General features: G+C 73.5%; 15 protein-coding genes. 10 read left to right on the top strand and 5 right to left on the bottom strand.

What is annotated here, in order from left to right; translation table 11 throughout:
- Window positions 1-133: 133 nt before the first annotated feature.
- The 8 genes from M1L56_RS00690 to M1L56_RS00655 all read left to right on the top strand — a co-directional run bounded on the left by M1L56_RS00690 (window position 134) and on the right by M1L56_RS00655 (window position 6,685).
- Window positions 134-865, top strand: coding sequence for a GntR family transcriptional regulator (locus M1L56_RS00690; RefSeq protein WP_067946365.1), 732 nt, complete (start codon window positions 134-136; stop codon window positions 863-865).
- Window positions 832-1,854, top strand: coding sequence for a 1-aminocyclopropane-1-carboxylate deaminase (locus M1L56_RS00685; RefSeq protein ID WP_248597741.1), 1,023 nt, complete (start codon window positions 832-834; stop codon window positions 1,852-1,854). The genes M1L56_RS00690 and M1L56_RS00685 overlap by 34 nt, the downstream gene beginning before the upstream one ends.
- 143 nt (window positions 1,855-1,997) lie before the next feature.
- Window positions 1,998-2,948: an NAD(P)/FAD-dependent oxidoreductase gene (locus tag M1L56_RS00680; RefSeq protein ID WP_248597740.1), complete on the top strand. Its 951-nt coding sequence runs from the start codon at window positions 1,998-2,000 to the stop codon at window positions 2,946-2,948.
- 75 nt (window positions 2,949-3,023) lie between these two features.
- On the top strand, window positions 3,024-3,434 hold the full coding sequence (locus tag M1L56_RS00675; protein ID WP_248597739.1) for a hypothetical protein: 411 nt from the start codon (window positions 3,024-3,026) through the stop codon (window positions 3,432-3,434).
- A gap of 85 nt (window positions 3,435-3,519) precedes the next feature.
- Window positions 3,520-4,368 carry a 3-methyladenine DNA glycosylase gene (locus M1L56_RS00670; RefSeq protein WP_248597984.1) on the top strand — a complete coding sequence of 283 codons (849 nt, stop codon included), beginning with the start codon at window positions 3,520-3,522 and terminating at the stop codon, window positions 4,366-4,368.
- 125 nt (window positions 4,369-4,493) lie between these two features.
- The gene (locus tag M1L56_RS00665; protein ID WP_248597738.1) at window positions 4,494-5,282 is read left to right on the top strand and encodes a VOC family protein; all 789 of its coding nucleotides are present in this window, start codon (window positions 4,494-4,496) and stop codon (window positions 5,280-5,282) included.
- A gap of 92 nt (window positions 5,283-5,374) precedes the next feature.
- On the top strand, window positions 5,375-5,677 hold the full coding sequence (locus tag M1L56_RS00660) for a DUF3072 domain-containing protein (protein WP_248597737.1): 303 nt from the start codon (window positions 5,375-5,377) through the stop codon (window positions 5,675-5,677).
- 84 nt (window positions 5,678-5,761) lie between these two features.
- Window positions 5,762-6,685 (top strand): hypothetical protein, encoded by a 924-nt coding sequence (locus tag M1L56_RS00655; protein ID WP_248597736.1) that lies wholly within the window; start codon window positions 5,762-5,764, stop codon window positions 6,683-6,685.
- A gap of 24 nt (window positions 6,686-6,709) precedes the next feature.
- Here the strand turns inward: M1L56_RS00655 and M1L56_RS00650 are convergent, their stop codons facing one another.
- Window positions 6,710-7,294 carry a helix-turn-helix domain-containing protein gene (locus M1L56_RS00650; protein WP_248597735.1) on the bottom strand — a complete coding sequence of 195 codons (585 nt, stop codon included), beginning with the start codon at window positions 7,292-7,294 and terminating at the stop codon, window positions 6,710-6,712.
- Window positions 7,295-7,361: 67 nt separating this feature from the next.
- Between M1L56_RS00650 and M1L56_RS00645 the strand changes: the two genes are divergently transcribed.
- Window positions 7,362-8,336 carry an NAD(P)/FAD-dependent oxidoreductase gene (locus M1L56_RS00645; RefSeq protein ID WP_248597734.1) on the top strand — a complete coding sequence of 325 codons (975 nt, stop codon included), beginning with the start codon at window positions 7,362-7,364 and terminating at the stop codon, window positions 8,334-8,336.
- 54 nt (window positions 8,337-8,390) lie between these two features.
- Here M1L56_RS00645 and M1L56_RS00640 read toward each other — a convergent pair whose 3' ends face one another.
- From M1L56_RS00640 to M1L56_RS00630, 3 genes are all read right to left on the bottom strand, one after another.
- On the bottom strand, window positions 8,391-9,443 hold the full coding sequence (locus M1L56_RS00640) for an alpha/beta hydrolase (protein WP_248597733.1): 1,053 nt from the start codon (window positions 9,441-9,443) through the stop codon (window positions 8,391-8,393).
- 90 nt (window positions 9,444-9,533) lie between these two features.
- Window positions 9,534-9,950: a hypothetical protein gene (locus M1L56_RS00635; RefSeq protein ID WP_248597732.1), complete on the bottom strand. Its 417-nt coding sequence runs from the start codon at window positions 9,948-9,950 to the stop codon at window positions 9,534-9,536.
- Window positions 9,951-9,955: 5 nt separating this feature from the next.
- A complete protein-coding gene (locus M1L56_RS00630; protein WP_248597731.1) occupies window positions 9,956-10,840 on the bottom strand; it encodes a DNA-formamidopyrimidine glycosylase family protein in 885 nt (294 codons plus the stop codon).
- Window positions 10,841-10,998: 158 nt separating this feature from the next.
- On the opposite strand from M1L56_RS00630, the gene putP reads away from it, so the two are divergent.
- Window positions 10,999-12,519 (top strand): sodium/proline symporter PutP, encoded by a 1,521-nt coding sequence (gene putP / locus M1L56_RS00625; protein ID WP_248597730.1) that lies wholly within the window; start codon window positions 10,999-11,001, stop codon window positions 12,517-12,519.
- 91 nt (window positions 12,520-12,610) lie between these two features.
- On the opposite strand, the gene M1L56_RS00620 is transcribed toward putP, so the two are convergent.
- Window positions 12,611-16,006: a phosphodiester glycosidase family protein gene (locus M1L56_RS00620; RefSeq protein WP_248597729.1), complete on the bottom strand. Its 3,396-nt coding sequence runs from the start codon at window positions 16,004-16,006 to the stop codon at window positions 12,611-12,613.
- Between the last annotated feature and the right edge of the window lie 189 nt (window positions 16,007-16,195).

Genomic DNA, 16,195 nt, shown 5'->3' with positions numbered 1-16,195 from the left:
GTCGGCGCCCGTCGAGCGGATGCCACGCTCCGGATGCCGCACACGGTACGCCCGCCCGCCGACATGCCGCGACCCCCGACGCCGGGACACCGAAGAGTTGACGGATGCCGCGGCATCCGCTGCAATATATTGCATGCCACTGCCCGCCCGCTCGCCCGCCGAGCGACCGAAGTCGCTGCGCGACTACGCCTACGCGCAGCTGCGCGACGCGATCGTGTCGGGCGACCTCGCACCGGGCGAGCGCCTGCGCGACCCCGAGCTCGAGGAGTGGCTCGGCGTGAGCCGCACCCCCATCCGCGAGGCCATCGCGCGCCTCGAACTCGCCGGCCTCGTGCACACCCGCCGCGCCAAGCAGACCGTCGTCGCGCCGCTCGACACGCGCACGGCCCTCGCCGCGCAGCGCATCGCGGCGTCGCTGCACGAACTCGCCGTGCGCGATGCGGTGCCGCAGCTCACCTGGACCGACCTCGAGGCGATGAGCAACGCCAACGCGCGCTTCGCGGCCGCGCTCGGCGCCGACGACGTCGACGCGGCCATCGCCGCCGACGACGCGTTCCACGCGGTCGCCGTCGAGGCGAGCGCGAATCCGCTGCTGCCCGGCCTGCTCGAACAGGTCACCCCGCTTCTGCGGCGCCTCGAGCGCGCACGCTTCGGCTCGCTCGCCGGCCGCGGCTCGGTCGCCGACCACGACCGCATCATCGCGCTGTGCGCCGAGGGGCGAGCGGATGACGCCGCCCGGGCGACGCACGAGAACTGGTCGACGCTCGGCCGCCTCCTCCACCTCGACGACGAGGCCGACTCCGCCACCACCCCACCCGCAGAAGGAGCACCATGGCCCTCGCCGACTTCCCCCGCCACCGGCTGACGTTCGGGCCGAGCCCGATCCATCCGGTCGACCGCCTGAGCGCCCACCTCGGCGGCGCCCGCGTCTGGATGAAGCGAGAGGACGTGAACTCCGGCCTCGCCTTCGGCGGCAACAAGACCCGCAAGCTCGAGTACCTCGTACCCGACGCGCTCGCGAAGGGCGCCGACACGCTCGTCTCCATCGGCGGCGTGCAGTCGAACCACACCCGGCAGGTGGCGGCCGTCGCGGCGCACCTCGGCATGAAGGCCGTGCTCGTGCAGGAGCACTGGGTCGACTGGCCCGACTCGGTGAACGACCGCGTCGGCAACATCATGCTGTCCCGGCTCATGGGCGCCGACGTGCGGCTGTCGCCCGCGGGCTTCAGCATCGGCTTCCGCGAGTCGTGGAGGCAGGCGATCGCGGATGTCGAAGCCGGCGGCGGCACGCCGTACCCGATCCCGGCGGGCGCGTCCGACCACCCGCTCGGCGGACTGGGGTTCGCGAACTGGGCCCACGAGGTCGCCGCGCAGGAGGCCGAGCTCGGCGTCTTCTTCGACACGATCGTCGTGTGCTCGGTCACCGGGTCGACGCACGCGGGCATGATCGCGGGCTTCGCCGACCTCGAGCACAACTTCGGCGGGCGGCCGCGCCGGGTCATCGGGATCGACGCGTCGGCGAAGATCGACGAGACGCGCGACCAGGTCGCCCGGATCGCGCGGAACACCGCCGAGACCATCGGGGTCGGACGCGACCTCCGCGACGACGAGATCACGGTCCTCGAGGGCTGGGCGGGCGACCTCTACGGCATCCCGGTCGCCTCGACCGACGAAGCGATGCGCCTGACCGGACGCCTCGAGGGCGTCATCCTCGACCCGGTGTACGAGGGCAAGTCGATGGCCGGGCTCATCGACCTCGTGTCGAGCGGCGACATCCCGAAGGACTCGAACGTGCTCTACGCCCACCTCGGCGGGCAGCCGGCCCTCAACGCCTACTCCGGCCGCTACCACTGACCGCTGCCCGCCGGCGGCGAGATGACGCGAAACGCTGCCCGGCGGGCGGAGCAGAGCAGTTCCCGTCATCTCACCGCGGCTGCGAGGGGTCCGCGTCGCGGCCGGTAGAGTGACGACCCCGGCGGCACGAGCGGAGTGATGGGATGGACGCGACGGACCTGGATGTCGTCATCATCGGCGGCGGCAGCGCGGGGCTGAGTGCCGCGCTCATGCTCGGGCGCTCGCGCCGCAGGGTGCTCGTGGTCGACGGCGGCGCGCCGCGGAACCGGGTCGCCGGGCACATGCACGGCGTGCTGGGCCGCGATCACTCCTCGCCGCTCGACCTGCTCGCCGCGGGGCGTGCCGAGCTCGAGCGCTACGACGGCGTCGCCGTCGTCTCGGACGAGGTGGCGACGGCGACGCAGCTCGACAGCGGAGCGCTCGCCTTCGAGATCCGGCTCGCATCGGGCGCCCGGCATACCGCCCGGCGCATCCTCGTGGCGACCGGGCTCACCGACCGGCTGCCCGATGTCCCGGGACTCTCGCGGCACTGGGGCCGGGGCGTCGTGTCGTGCCCGTACTGCGACGGTTGGGAGGTACGCGACGGGCGGATCGCGGTGCTTCCGACCACGGCGGCGAACGCCCACCAGGCGCACCTCCTCCGGCAGCTGTCGCCGCAGGTGGTGTTCCACGCGGCCGGGCTCGTGCTTCCCCCGGCGGCGCGAGCGGGGCTCGCGGCGCGCGGCATCGAGCTCGAGGACCGAGCCGTCACCGAGGTCGTGTCGAACGACGACGACCGGCTCCGCGGCATCCGCTACCAGGACGGCACCGAACGCGAGTTCGATGCCGTCTTCGTCGCGCCGCGCCCGCAACCGAACGACGCCGTGCTGCGCGAACTCGGCGCGCGACGCCTGCGCAATGACGGCGTCGACTGGGTGCTCGTCGACGACGACGGACGTACGAGCGTGCCGGGGGTCTGGGCGGCGGGCAATGTCGTGTCGGCGCGGGCGACCGTGCCGATGGCCATGGCGGCGGGCAACGCGGCCGGTGCGGGACTGAACGGCGAGCTGCTCGACGAGGACATCCGCATCGCGGTCGCCGCGGCCGGCGGCTGACCGGCATCCGCCGTTGCCGTGCCCGGCACCGCCGCCGGGCTTGCCGCGCGCGCGACCCGGTGCCACCATGTGCGCATGATGCGGATCGTGGGGGCGATCGGCGTGGCGCAGCTGGTGCTCGGCATCCTCGGGCTGCGCAAGGCCTATCGCGAGGGGCTGCCCGGGGATGTCCCGGGCGTGCGGATCAGGTCGGTCGACGAGATGCGGCGGCGACGCTGGATCGAGGGCACGTCGCTCTCGGCGCCGACCGCGATGCTCGCGGTGCAGGGCGCCGCGAGCGTGGCGCTGCTCGTCGCGCCGAAGCCGCCGGTGCTCGCGGCACGCGTGCTCGGCGTCCTGGGCGCGATCATGTCGATCGGGTACCCGATCGAGCGGGTCTGGCGCGAGTCGCTCGTCACGCCCGACCGGGAGACCACGCCGCTCACCGTGGGCGGGTTCCTCCTCGCGCTGAAGCTCGCGGTCCTCGGCTGGTCCGTGGGCCGGTGACGGCCGGGCCGCTCCCGGGTCGACCGCCTATCCTCGTCGGGTGACCACGCCAGCCCAGCCGACCGCGCTCCGCGCACCCGTCGCGGTGCTCGGGGCCGACGTGTGGCTGGCGCGCGAGCAGGCGCACGCCGAGCGCGCCGACGCGCTCACGGCGGCCCACCGCGAACGGCGCCTCCGCGGCGAGGCCCACCCGATCGAGGACTTCCTCTTCACGTACTACTCCTACTCCCCCGGCCTGCTGCGCCGGTGGCATCCGGGTGCGGGGGTCGAGTTGGCGGATGCCGCGGGCTCGCCGCGCGCCGAGTGGCGGTGGTACGCCCGGGGTGCGGCATCCGGCAGCCTCGTCGTCGACCATGCGGCGATGCGGCGCGAGAAGGGCGCGATGCTCGGCGTCGTCGAGCGGATACTGCGGCGCACCGCCGCCCGGCCGGCCCAGTTCGGCTGCTTCGGCCTGCACGAGTGGGCGATGGTGTACCGGCAGGGCGAGCACCGGCATCCGGTGCCGCTGCGGCTCGGCCAGGGGGGCACCGACGAGGTGGTCGAGGCGCACGACATCCGCTGCACGCACTTCGACGCGTTCCGGTTCTTCACGCCGGATGCCGTGCCCCGCAACCGCTTCGCACCGACCCGCGAGACGCAGCCCGAGCTCGAGCAGCCCGGCTGCCTGCACGCCAACATGGACGTCTACAAGTGGGCGGTGAAGCTCGGCCCGCTCGCGCCGGGCGAGGTGCTGCTCGACGCGTTCGAGCTCGCCCGCGACATCCGTCACCTCGACATGCAGGCGTCGCCGTACGACATGGCGCCCTGGGGCGGCGAGGCCGTGCGCATCGAGACGCCCGAGGGCAAGGCGGAGTACGTGCGGCGGCAGCGCGGCTTCGCCGAACGGGCGAACGCCCTGCGGGCGCGGCTGCTCGACGCGCTGCCGACGGCGTGATGCGAGCGCGGCGGGTCTGGGCGAACGGATGCCGCGGTGCTAGCCTCGCGATCAGCACGCCCGTCGCCTCGCGGCGGGCGTGAATCGGCCGTCGGCCGTCCGCTCCGATCGACACGGGAGGCTCCATGCCCGGATCCGAAGACCTCGTCGCCGGCTCGCCGGCCTGGGTGGACGTGAGCACCACCGACCTCGACGCGACGCTCGCGTTCTACGGCGAGCTGTTCGGGTGGGAGGCAGAGCGCGGCGACGAGGAGCGGTACGGCGGGTACGTGACGTTCCGCCGTGACGGCAAGCGCGTCGCGGGCGCGGCTCGCCGGCAGGACACCGATCCGGCGCCGCCGCACTGGACGGTCTACCTGCTCACGTACAACGCCGCCGCGACGACCCGCACGATCGGCGAGGCCGGCGGCACGGTGCTCTTCGAGCCCATGGACATCCCCGACATGGGCGTCATGGGCCTCGCGATCGACGCGACCGGCGCGGTCGTCGGCTACTGGCAGCCGGGCAACCTGGCGGGCTTCGAGTCGTTCGGCGAGGATGACACGGCCGTGTGGTTCGAGCTCGCCGCGAGCGACTTCGACGCGGCCGAGCGGTTCTACGGCCATGCGTTCCACTGGGAGGTGGAGCACGGCGACGGACAGCCGCGCTCCGCGGTCTACCGCCACGGCGGACGCAACCACGCCGGCATCCTGGATGCCGGCAACCTGCTCGACGAGGACCTGCCGCCCGCGTGGAGCGTCGCGTTCGGCGTCGCCGACGTCGAGGCCGCGGTCGAGCGGGCGGTCGCGGCGGGCGCCACGCTCGTCGTGCCGCCGTGGGACCTTCCGTCGGGCCGTCGCGCGGGCCTCGCCGACCCGACCGGCGCGTACTTCGTGATCGCGTCGCGCATCCCACCCGCACCCGCGGCCGAGTAGGCGACGGGCTCCTCGGACGGCCTCGCCTAGGGCCCGATGGCACCGGGCGCAAGCCCCTCCGATCGCCCGGTGGCGACGCATAGCCTCGCTGCATGAGCGATGAGCACCCGCAGCAGCGCCCGGCACCCGACGCCGGTCCGGGCTCCGACCTGCCCGGCGAGGAGCAGACGATCCCGGATTTCGACGAGACCCTCGGAGCGCGCGGCCACGACGCCGACCCGGCGAGCAAGGACCCGGCCGACTGGGTCACGGGCGACGAGCCGATGACCTCGGCGCAGCGCAGCTACCTCGACACGCTGGCACGCGAGGCCGGCGAAGAGGTCTCGGCCGACCTCACCAAGGCGCAGGCCTCCGCCGAGATCGAACGACTGCAGCGCATCACCGGCCGAGGCTGAGCCGATCGACGAGCGACGTGCGACCTCCGCCCCGGCGGCCCGGCCGCCCGAGTTGAGGATGCCGGGTCGATCGCGCATGCTCGGATGATGCGCCCTACCGCGACCTCCCCTCGTCGCCGTGCCGTCCGCGGCGCCCTCCTCGCCGCCCTCACGCTGGCCCTGCTCTCCGCCTGTGCCGACGGCACCGACCCGGCGCCGGCCACGCCGATGACCGACGTGGAGCGCGAGGAGGCGCTGCGCGACGGCATCGAAGAGCTCGACGGCGTGGCCTCCGTCGACATCGGCGGCATGGAGCCGCGCGACGAGAACCCGCGCTACACGACCGTGACCGTCGACGGCGAGGCGGACCCCGAGACAGTGCTCGCGGCATCCGACGGCGTCGCCGACCTCGCCCGCGACCTCGAGTGGGAGGACCCGATCACGATGCGCGCCGAGCCGCCCGGCGACGAGGGCGCGGCGGAGGACACCGCCTGGAGTGCCGACCCGTGGTGGTCGCTCGAGGTGCAGCCGGCGACGGATGCCGCGGTGACCCGCGCGACGCTCGCGGCCCTGCTCGAGGCGGCCGAGGTCGACGGCGTCGTGGGGCTGTCGGTCGTGGACGGCTGGCCGTTCGCGGCGCTGCTCGAACCCGACCGCGTCGAGGAGCGGTTCGACGCCCTGCGGGAGACGGCGCTGTTCGAGCGGGGCGGCACGTTCTCGGTGCGGTCGGAGCAGCCGTGGTTGAAGTTCACGCACGTCGAGGGGGCGACCTCGCCGCGCCTCATCGAGGAGCTGGTCGCGATCACGCGCGACCACCCGAACTCCGAGGTGCTGCTCGAGGGGCCGCGGTATCCGAAGGTCTACATCGCCCGCGTCACCGTCGCGGAGGCGGAGGCCATCGCCGCCCGGCTCGCCGATCCCGCGCTGCGTGACGGCACGGACACGCAGGCGGGTGCCATCCCGTGGCAGATCACGTCGCCCGAGGGCGACGGGGCCGGCTACTGGGAGGGCGAGGTCGGCGTCGGCTGACGGGTCGCGGCCGCCCGGCCGCGGTCAGCCCCCCGCACCGCGCACGTGGGCGCGCTCGCCCTGCGGACTCAGCAGGTTCAGGATCTCGGCGGGCTCGAGCGACGCGCTCGCCATGCCGTGCGGCGTGCGCGTGTCGAACTCGGCCGCCTCGCCGCGCTCGAGCACGAGCTCGTCCTCGCCGAGGGCGAGGCGGATGCGTCCGCTCAGCACGTACACCCAGTCGTAGCCGTCGTGGACGCTCTGCGCGACGGGTTCGTCGGGGGAGTGACCGGGCAGCACCATCTTGAACGCCACCACGTCGGGGTTGCTGCGGGTGAGCGGGATGATCGCCTTGCCGTCCCGGTAGAACGGCTTGGGGTGGATGCGCGGGTCCGCGATCTGCGGTGCGCCGACGAGGTCGTCGAGGCTCGCGCGATAGACGGCGGCGAGTCGGATGAGCAGGTCGAGCGTCGGTCGCCGACCTCCCGATTCGAGCCGCGACAGCGTGCTCACCGAGATGCCGGTCTGCTCCGAGAGCTCGCCGAGCGTGAGCCCGCGTCGGGTGCGCAGCGCGCGAAGGCGCGGCGCCACGCCGTCGAGCATGCGCCCCAGGTCGTCCGCGTCGGTCATGCATCCTCCGTTTGCCACTCCGGCAAACCATCTTGCCATTGCAGCGAGACCGGCGCACCATCGATCCATGCAGCACACCACTTGGGACGTCCTCATCGTCGGCGGCGGCAGCGCCGGACTCAGCGCCGCGCTCATGCTCGGCCGCTCGCGACGCCGCGTGCTCGTGGTCGACGAGGGCCGGCCGCGCAACCGCTTCGCAGGCCACATGCACGGCGTGCTCGGCCGCGACCACACGTCGCCGCTCGACCTGCTCGCCGCGGGGCGTGACGAGCTCGGGCGGTACGACGGCGTCGAGATCCGCGAGGGCGTCGTCACGGCCGCCGCCGCACAGGCTGACGGCTTCGCGATCGCACTCGGCGACGGCTCGGCGCACGTCGCACGCCGGCTGCTCGTCGCGAGCGGCCTCCGCGACGAGCTGCCCGAGATCCCCGGGCTGGCGGAGCAGTGGGGTCGCGGCGCGTTCCTCTGCCCGTACTGCGACGGGTGGGAGGCGCGCGACCGCCGCGTGGTCGTGCTCGCGACCAGCGAAGCCAACGTGCACCAGGCGCAGCTCATGCGGCAGCTCACCTCCGACGTCGTGTTCCTCGGCCACGGCGTCCAGCTCTCGGATGCCGCACGCGCGGGCCTCGACGCCCGCGGCATCCCGATCGACACGCGGCGGGTCGCGGCCGTGATCGCCGACGACGACGGTCGCCTCAGCGGCATCCGCCTGGAGGACGGCGCCGAACTGGCCGCCGACGTGATCTTCGTCGGGCCGCGGCCCGTGCCCAACGACGACGTGCTGCGCGCCCTCGGTGCCGAGTTCGCCGACCACCCGCCCGTCGGGCGCTTCGCGACGGTCGACCCGATGGGCCGCACGAGCGTGCCTGGCCTGTGGGCCGCCGGCAACGTCGTCGACGGCCGCTCGTCGGTGCCGTACGCGATGTCGGCGGGCAGCATGGCGGGCGCGGCGATCAACGCCGACCTCGTCGAGGAGGAGGTCCGTGACGCGGTGCGGGCGGCGTCCGCCACCGCCGGGGCCCCCGAGCCGGCGAACGCCTAGCCGACCAGCGGCGGCTGCCTCGACCGAGCCGGTTACGCCAGGCGCACGAGCCGGTTACGTCAGGTGGTCGGCGAGGAACGCCCGCACCCGCTCGAACGCCGTGTCGCCCTCGGGGTGCACGCCGGGGAAGAAGTAGAACCCGTGCGGCATCCCCTCGGGCCAGTACCCGACCGCCGCGACGCCATGCCCCTCGAGCAGGTCGACGAACGCCTTCGCCGAGTCGACGATCGGGTCATGCGTGCCCGCCGCGAGGAAGGCCGGCGGGTACGTGGACAGGTCGCCGTAGATGGGGCTGGCGAGGGGCTCGGTCCACGAGGTGGTCGGCAGGTAGGCGCTGCGGATGAACCCGAAGAAGGGACTGTCGTAGACGATCCCCCGCGGGGCGAGCCGCTGGAACGAGTCCCACCGCTCCTGCACGAAGTCGACGAACGCGCCGAGCATGACGACCGCGGCGGGCGCCGGGAGGTCGTGGTGCGCCGCGTACAGGGGCAGGGCGGCGGCGAAGTTCGAGCCGGCGGAGTCGCCCGCGACGGCGACGCGGTCCGCCCGGCCGCCGAGGCGGGCGGCATCCGTCGTCAGCCAGCGGTACACGTCGAGCACGTCGTCGAGCGGCGTCGGGAAGGGGTACTCGGGTGCCAGGCGGTAGTCGGCAGAGACGACGAGCGCCCCGTTGTCGCGCGCGAGCCGGCGCGTGAGGTAGTCGGTGTCGTCAGACGAGCCGACGGTGAACCCGCCGCCGTGGAAGTACAGGATGACCGGGAGTTCCGCCGCGGCATCCGCCGATCGGGGACGGTACACCTGCGCCCTGGCGACGCCGTCGCGCACCGGCAGGTAGACGACGGTGACGTCGACGTCGGGCACCGCCTCGGCGCCGGTCGGCGGCACGAGCGCCGGGTCGGGCTTGGGGTGGTTCGCGCCGATGTAGCCCGTGCGCACGGGCTCGATCATCATGTCGCGCAGCGCGACCGGCTGCCGGTTGTTCGCGATCACCCGGTACGACGGCATCGCCGGATCGTTCGGGTCGATGTAGCTGAGCCCGTCGATGGCCTCGACGACGGTGACGTCGCGCGCGCCGTCGGGCACGCTCAGCAGGGTCGGATCGATCACGGCTCCCCCTCCGGCCGTCGGTGGTCGTCTCGGGTCGAGCCTAGGGTCGACGGATGCCGCGGCGACAGGGTCCACGCCGAGTCGGCGGGCTCACCGGCCGATGAGGTCGTTCAGCCAGCCCGGCCCGGTCGTCGCGACGGGTTCGGGCAGCCGCGCCCGGAGTCCGCGGTCGGCGGTGACGACGAGCACCCGCTCCCCCGCGCTCGATGCGGCGACGGCGACCTCGACGATCGTGGCGTCACCGTCGGCGGGTGCGGCGAGCACCTCGATGCCGGCCGGCGCCGCGGCATCCGTCGCCCGCCCCTCGACGACCGCGACGACCCGCGCGATCGCGACCGGCGCACCGTCGAGGTCGACCTCGCGCCCGGCGAGCGGCGCGATCCGCTGCAGCAGCGTCGTCGCCGCGGCGGCCCGGTCGCGCCACCAGCCGTCGGGCCGCGACCCCATGACGTTCGCGACGTCGACCACGAGCGTGAGGGGCCCGGCGGATGCCTCGCGGCCGGCCACCCGGCTCACTCGCCCTTCAGCGGCAGCAGTGCGCCGCCGGTCTGGCAGTCGGGGCAGTACTGGGCGGTCGTGCTCGCGAAGGTGAAGTCGCGGATCGTGCCGCCGCACCCTGGGCACCGCTCGCCGGTGCGCCCGTGCACGCGCATCGCGGCGACCTTCGCGGCCTTCTGCTCGGCGATCGGGATGCCGCGGCGGGCCTCGATCGCCGAGCGGATGACGCCGACCGTCGCCTCGTACAGCCGGTCGAGCTCGTCGGCGGCGAGGGTCGACGCGTGCGCGACCGGCGAGATGCGCGCCGCGAAGAGGATCTCGTCGGAGTAGGCGTTGCCGATGCCCGCGAGCGACTCCTGTTCCTGCAGGACGGCTTTCACCTGCTTGCGCCGACCCGCGAACGCGCGATCGAAGTCGGCGCGGCTGAATGCGGGGTCGGCGGGGTCGGGGCCGAGCTTCGCGACCGCGGGCACCTCTGCCGGGTCGTCGACGACCCAGGCGCCGAGTGAGACCCAGTCTCCGGCATCCGTGAGCTCGAGGGTCGAGCCGTCGTCGAACGCGAGGGCGGCGAGCGTGGGCGGGGGCGCGACGTCGGCAGCGGGGTCGGCATCCGCGGGGTCGGCCGTGCCGGCGGCATCCGCCTCGCCCTCGACCGCCCAGCGCGCCCACCCGTGCCGGCCGAGCGAGACCACGAGGTGCGCACCGCTCGCGGCCACGAGGTCGATGAGCTTGCCGTGCCGCGTGACGTCCGCGACCCGGTCGCCGACGAGCGTCTCGAGCGGCCGCGCCCGCGTCTTGGTCACCCGGAACTCGACCACGTCGACCTCGGCGAGCGCCCGCCCGGACAACCGCGAATCGAGCTCGTCGGCGAGCGCCTGCACCTCGGGTGACTCGGGCATGCGGCCAGCATGGCACGACCCGCCGACGCCGTCACGGACCGCACCGTCCGTCCCCCCGGTTCTTCGGCGGGCGGACCGAGCGAGTAGGGTGGCCGTGCTCCATGCCCACCCCGCCCGTGGCGGAGAGCCGCCCGGGCGACGACCCCCGAAGGACGGCGATGTCCGACCAGGCATTCCTCTACATCGCCCTCGGCGCGTACTTCGTCGGCATGATCGCGATCGGCGTGTTCGCCGCGCGACGCACGAAGGACCACGAGGACTACATGCTCGCGGGACGCAAGCTCCCGCCGTGGGCCGCAGCCCTCTCCGCTGGCGCGTCCGACATGTCGGGCTGGCTCGTCATGGGCCTGCCCGGGGCGATCTACGCGGCCGGCCTCATCGAGGCGTGGATCGCGATCGGCCTGACCATCGGCGCCTACCTCAACTGGCGGCTCGTGGCGCCGCGCCTGCGCGCGTACACCGAGGTGAGCAACAATTCGATCACCGTGCCGAGCTTCTTCGAGAACCGGCTGAAGGATCGCACGCGTCTGCTGCGGATCATCTCGGCCGTGATCATCCTCGTCTTCTTCACGCTCTACATCTCGGCGGGCATGGTCGCGGGCGGCGTCTTCTTCGAGAGCGCTTTCGGCGGCGAGTACCTCGTGGGCATGCTGCTGGTCTCGGCAGTCACGCTGTCGTACACCCTCTTCGGCGGGTTCCTCGGCGCGTCGCTGACGGATGTCGCGCAGGGCCTGCTCATGATGACCGCCCTCATCCTCGTGCCGATCGTGGCAATCGCGAACGTGGGCGGGTTCGGCGAGGTCGGCGCCGCCATCGCGGCGGCATCGCCCGACGCGGTGTCGCTCACGGGCGGCGAGGGACTCACCGGACTCACGCTGATCGCGATCATCTCGGCGATGGCGTGGGGACTCGGCTACTTCGGCCAGCCGCACATCCTCGTGCGCTTCATGGCACTGCCGAGCGCGCAGTCGGCGACGCCCGCCCGGCGCATCGGCATGACCTGGATGGTGCTCTCGATGACCGGTGCGGTGCTCGCGGGCCTCGTCGGCATCGCGTTCTTCGACCAGACCGGCGGCGGGCTCGACAACCCGGAGACGGTCGTGCTGCAGATGTCGCAGGTGCTGCTGCACCCGATCATCGCGGGCCTCGTGCTCGCCGCGGTGCGCGCGGCGATCATGAGCACCATCTCGAGCCAGCTCGTGGTGTGCTCCTCGGCGCTCGTCGAGGACCTTTACCGGGTCGTGCGCAAGACCCCTCCCGGCGGCCGCTCGCTCGTCGTGCTCGGCCGCTCGTGCGTGCTCATCGTCGCGGTCGTGGCTGCGGTGCTCGCGATCACGCCGAACGACACGATCCTCGGTCTCGTCGGGTTCGCCTGGGCGGGCTTCGGTGCCTCGTTCGGCCCGCTGATCCTGCTCAGCCTGTTCTGGCGTCGCCTCTCGGCGTGGGGCGCGCTCGCCGGCATGGTCACCGGCGCCGTGGTCGTCTTCACGTGGCCGCTGCTCGGCACGCCCGTGTACGAGCTGCTGCCCGGCTTCGTGCTCGCCCTGGTCGTCTCGGTCGTCGTCAGCCTCGTCACCTACCGCGAGGACGACGAGATCCAGCAGGAGTTCACCGACACGACGACGATGACCGTCGCGGTGCAGAAGGGCGAGGAGCCGGAGCCGACGCGCGCGTCCTGACCCGCCGCGCACATCGGGTCCGTGCAACGTCCGGGCGTTCCGCTGATGCGGACGCCTCGGCGTTGCACGGACCCCGTGCGGCTGGGTCGGGCTAGCCGGCCGGCGTCGCCGCCGCGACGCGCACGTCGACGGTCGCCCGCTCGCCGTTCACCACGACCTCGAGCGTGCCCGTTCCCGGGGCGATGGCGGTCAGCTCGCCGGTCGCGGGATCGAAGCGCAGCACGCCGGATGCCGCGACCGCTCGCTCGGCCGTGCCGGTGCGGCCGTCGACGATCGTGACGCCCTTCCCCGACCAGTCGGCGCTCATGGGCCAGCCGACGGGCACGGTGCGCCCACCGTCCTGCTCGATGAACGCGCCGGCTGCGGCCGTCTCCCCCACCACCATGACGGATGGCGCGTCCAGCTCGATGGCGTCCACCCGGGCGTGCACCTCGGCGGTGAGCCAGCGGGTGCGGTCGGCGTCGGCGGTCGCGCCGCGGCCGACCTTGCCGTGCGCCGGGTCGACCCCGAGCATCGTCCACCCGGTGAAGCCCCCGGTCTCGGGCGTGCCCGCCGGCCCCTTGCCCGAATTGCCGTTGACGAGGCGCGACACCCCGTCGACGGCGTCGGCGTGGAAGACGCCCACGTGGCCGTTGACCACGGCGATCGACTTGCCCGTCTCGGCACGGAAGGCGCCGAGCGCGTCGGTGAACGCCGCCGCCTCGACCCGGTCGGCCAGTTGGCTCGCCTTCGACGGGAGCGGGTCGTCGGCCGGGTGGTGCGCGAACACGAGCACGCCCGACGTGTCGCCGTCGGCGGCCGCGTCGGCGAGTTCGCGTTCGAGGAACGCGAGCTGGGCGGGATCGGATGCGCGGAACGACCCGGCGGCGCTGTTCAGCGTGATGATGCGCGTGCGGCCGAGGTCGATGCTTCGGGCGGTGTCGCCGAAGGCCGCCTCGAAGTTCTCGATGGGTCCGCCCATGATCTCGTGGTTGCCGGGGACGTAGACGTACGGCAGCCGGTCGCCGATCTCCTCGTCGAGGATCCGCTTCGCGAACGCGAAGTCGGCCTCGCTCGCCTCGTCGACGAAGTCGCCGTTGATGACGAGCAGGTCGGGCTTCGTCGCGAGGATCTCCTGCAGGGTCCGGCGGGCGCCCTCGACCGCACCGCTCTCGGGTGCCCGGGCGACGAACTGGGCGTCGCTCATGACCGCGATGCGCTGCGGACGGTCGGCGACCGTGCCATCGGTGACGATGACCGGATCGTGCACGACGGGTGCGGCGGGCTGGGCGACATCCGGTGCCACCACCGACTCGAGTCCGGCGATCTCGACGTGCCCGTGGTACTGCACGGCCGATCGCGTCTCGAGCAGGCGCACGCGCTGCAGGTGCAGCGGGTAGGGCGTGCCGGCCGGCACCGGGAAGCGCACCTGCTGCCAGCCGGTCCAGGTCACGTTGGGTCCATCGAGGTTGATGGTGGTGCCGGCGCCGTTCTTCATCTGGATGCGCGGCCACGCGCCGCTGCCGTCGCCGTTGATCCACATGGTGAGCGCCTGCGGCTGCCCTTCGAGTTCGCGGCCGAGGCTTCCGGGCGTCGACATCTCGGGTGCGACGGCGTAGTAGCCCCGCGTGCCGGTGCTCGTGGTGAAGTCGTAGTCGAGCGCGAGCGCGGGGACGCCGTCCGGGCCGGTCGTCGTCGTGATGGTGCCCGTCGCGCGGTCGGCGGCGGGCTTCCATGCGGCACCGTCGGCGAAGTCGGCGACCGAGAGGGTGCGGTAGCCGATGGTGACGGCCACGTCGACGCTCCGGCCGTCGGCCGTGAACGTGACGGTCGCGGACCCGCTGTCGACGTTCGGCGCGATGCGGAACCCATCCCGGCCCTCGGCGGTCACGCTGACGTCGTCGCCGTGCTCGACGGTGAGGTCGGTCGTCTCGATCAGAGCCTCGTGGCCGTCGGCGTCGAGCCCCGTGATGCGGAGTTCCGCCGTCTGTCCGGGGTCGGGCAGGGCGACGACGGTGCGGCTCGGACGCAGCCGCTCCAGGTCACCGAGCACGCGCAGGTCCGTGGCATCCGTGTGGCCGCGCGTCTGGAATCGCACCGTGCTCTCGCCCGGGCGAGTACCCCGCACGATCGCGGTGCTGCCGTCGACCGCGTCGACGTCGATGCCGCGGTTGCCCGTGAACTTCCCGTCGACCGGCACTCCCGCGAGGTTCGCGTCCAGTCCGGTCGCCGTGACGGTGCGGCCGAGGCGCGGGAACACCGCGTCGGCGTCCGGCAGGTCGGAGGCCGGGGCGATGCGCACGTCGGCGAGCTCGCCGGCCGGCGCGGTGGAGAAGAACGCGAGGCTGTTGGCGACGACGCGCTCGGACCCGTCCGAGGGGCGGTTCACGATGGCGGCCTCGGTGGTGCCGGCGGCGCGTGCCGCGAGCGTGGTCGAGCCGCCGCCGTCGAGGTTGACGGCGTTGTGCACGTCGAGGTCGAGCATCAGGTCCCCGAGTTCCCGCAGCGTCATCCCGCGGCTGTCGCCCGCGCGGCCGTCGATCGTGACGATCGTGACCTCGGTGCCGTCGCGGTTCACGCCGATCGCGGTACGCGCAGCCTCGACCTGGTCGGCGTCGGTCTGCGCGCCGTCGACGATGAGGCGCTGGGCGCCGCTCACGGCGAGATCGACGTCGGCGTTCACCCCGACCTCGACCTCGACCGGCTGTCCGGGTGCGAGGGCGGCGAGCGTCGCGGCGCCGGCATCGCGACCGATGAGCACCCCGGTGCCTCCGGCGATCGATGCGGGGGCGGAGAGGGCGGCGGGGTCGGTCGTGACCGACTGCACGACGCCGTCGGCGACGACGACCATGGCGACGGATGCCGCGAGCGAGCCCGGTCCGCCGAGCGGACGGCTGAGCGGGTGCTCGCCCCACGCCGGCGTGTACCAGCCGATGCCGCCGGTGGGCAGCGCGGGCGTGTTGATGCCCCGGATGGCCGTGTCTACCCCGTCGATCGTGAGCGTGCCCTCCGCCATGAGCTCCTGCACGGCGGCGAGGCCGTCGGCCATGGTGAACGCCGGTCGCGGGGCGGTGCTCGCCGTCCGCACGCCGTCGCCGGCGGACACGTTCGTGCCGACGGGCGCGACGGAGGCGTTCATGTCGAAGTAGTCGCCGTTGATCGCGGCGACCGCGCCGGTGCCCTCGATCTGCTCCGTGACCGTGGCGCCGCCCGTGACCGTGCCCGAGTCGAGCACCTCGAGCTCGAGGGTCGGCGTGGTGAGGTCGGCCCGCATGACGTGGCCGGCGACCCACCCTGCCGGCTGCAGTCGCCGGAAGTCGGTGAGCGCGAGGCCCGGAGCCAGCGCTTCGGTCTCGGCGGTGAGCAGAGACGAGTCGCCTCCGGCCAGGTCGAGACCCCCGGTGTCCGGGGCGGCGACGACGCGCGAGGTGGTGACGGGGGGCGGCGCGGCACTCGCCTCGACGCCGTCGGCGAGGACGAGGGTCCCTACCGCGAGCGCGCTCGCCATGAGAAGAGCGGAGCTGCGACGGCTCCGCTCGCGGTGGACGGACGGGGTCGGCATTCGGGCCTCCGGCTCTCTGGAAATCATTTCCTTGATTAGGGCTTCGTAAGAATATGGCTTCCAGATTCACGGGCGTCAAGGGTCGCCTGACGGGCACGTGACCGGCCCGTGAACCTTTCGCCACGATGCGCGAGG

Source organism: Agromyces sp. C10 (genome assembly GCF_023217995.1).
Taxonomy (GTDB): Bacteria; Actinomycetota; Actinomycetes; order Actinomycetales; family Microbacteriaceae; genus Agromyces; species Agromyces indicus.
The sequence above is the reverse complement of the archived record's forward strand: the minus strand, read 5'-3'. Positions and strand labels throughout refer to the sequence as shown.

Coding starts and splice junctions, on each gene's coding strand:
- M1L56_RS00655 (WP_248597736.1), top strand. CDS start 5,762: ATGATGCGCCCTACCGCGACCTCCCCTCGTCGCCGTGCCGTCCGCGGC.
- M1L56_RS00645 (WP_248597734.1), top strand. CDS start 7,362: ATGCAGCACACCACTTGGGACGTCCTCATCGTCGGCGGCGGCAGCGCC.
- M1L56_RS00650 (WP_248597735.1), bottom strand. CDS start 7,294: ATGACCGACGCGGACGACCTGGGGCGCATGCTCGACGGCGTGGCGCCG.
- M1L56_RS00680 (WP_248597740.1), top strand. CDS start 1,998: ATGGACGCGACGGACCTGGATGTCGTCATCATCGGCGGCGGCAGCGCG.
- M1L56_RS00660 (WP_248597737.1), top strand. CDS start 5,375: ATGAGCGATGAGCACCCGCAGCAGCGCCCGGCACCCGACGCCGGTCCG.
- M1L56_RS00690 (WP_067946365.1), top strand. CDS start 134: ATGCCACTGCCCGCCCGCTCGCCCGCCGAGCGACCGAAGTCGCTGCGC.
- M1L56_RS00620 (WP_248597729.1), bottom strand. CDS start 16,006: ATGGCGAGCGCGCTCGCGGTAGGGACCCTCGTCCTCGCCGACGGCGTC.
- M1L56_RS00665 (WP_248597738.1), top strand. CDS start 4,494: ATGCCCGGATCCGAAGACCTCGTCGCCGGCTCGCCGGCCTGGGTGGAC.
- M1L56_RS00630 (WP_248597731.1), bottom strand. CDS start 10,840: ATGCCCGAGTCACCCGAGGTGCAGGCGCTCGCCGACGAGCTCGATTCG.
- putP (WP_248597730.1), top strand. CDS start 10,999: ATGTCCGACCAGGCATTCCTCTACATCGCCCTCGGCGCGTACTTCGTC.
- M1L56_RS00685 (WP_248597741.1), top strand. CDS start 832: ATGGCCCTCGCCGACTTCCCCCGCCACCGGCTGACGTTCGGGCCGAGC.
- M1L56_RS00675 (WP_248597739.1), top strand. CDS start 3,024: ATGATGCGGATCGTGGGGGCGATCGGCGTGGCGCAGCTGGTGCTCGGC.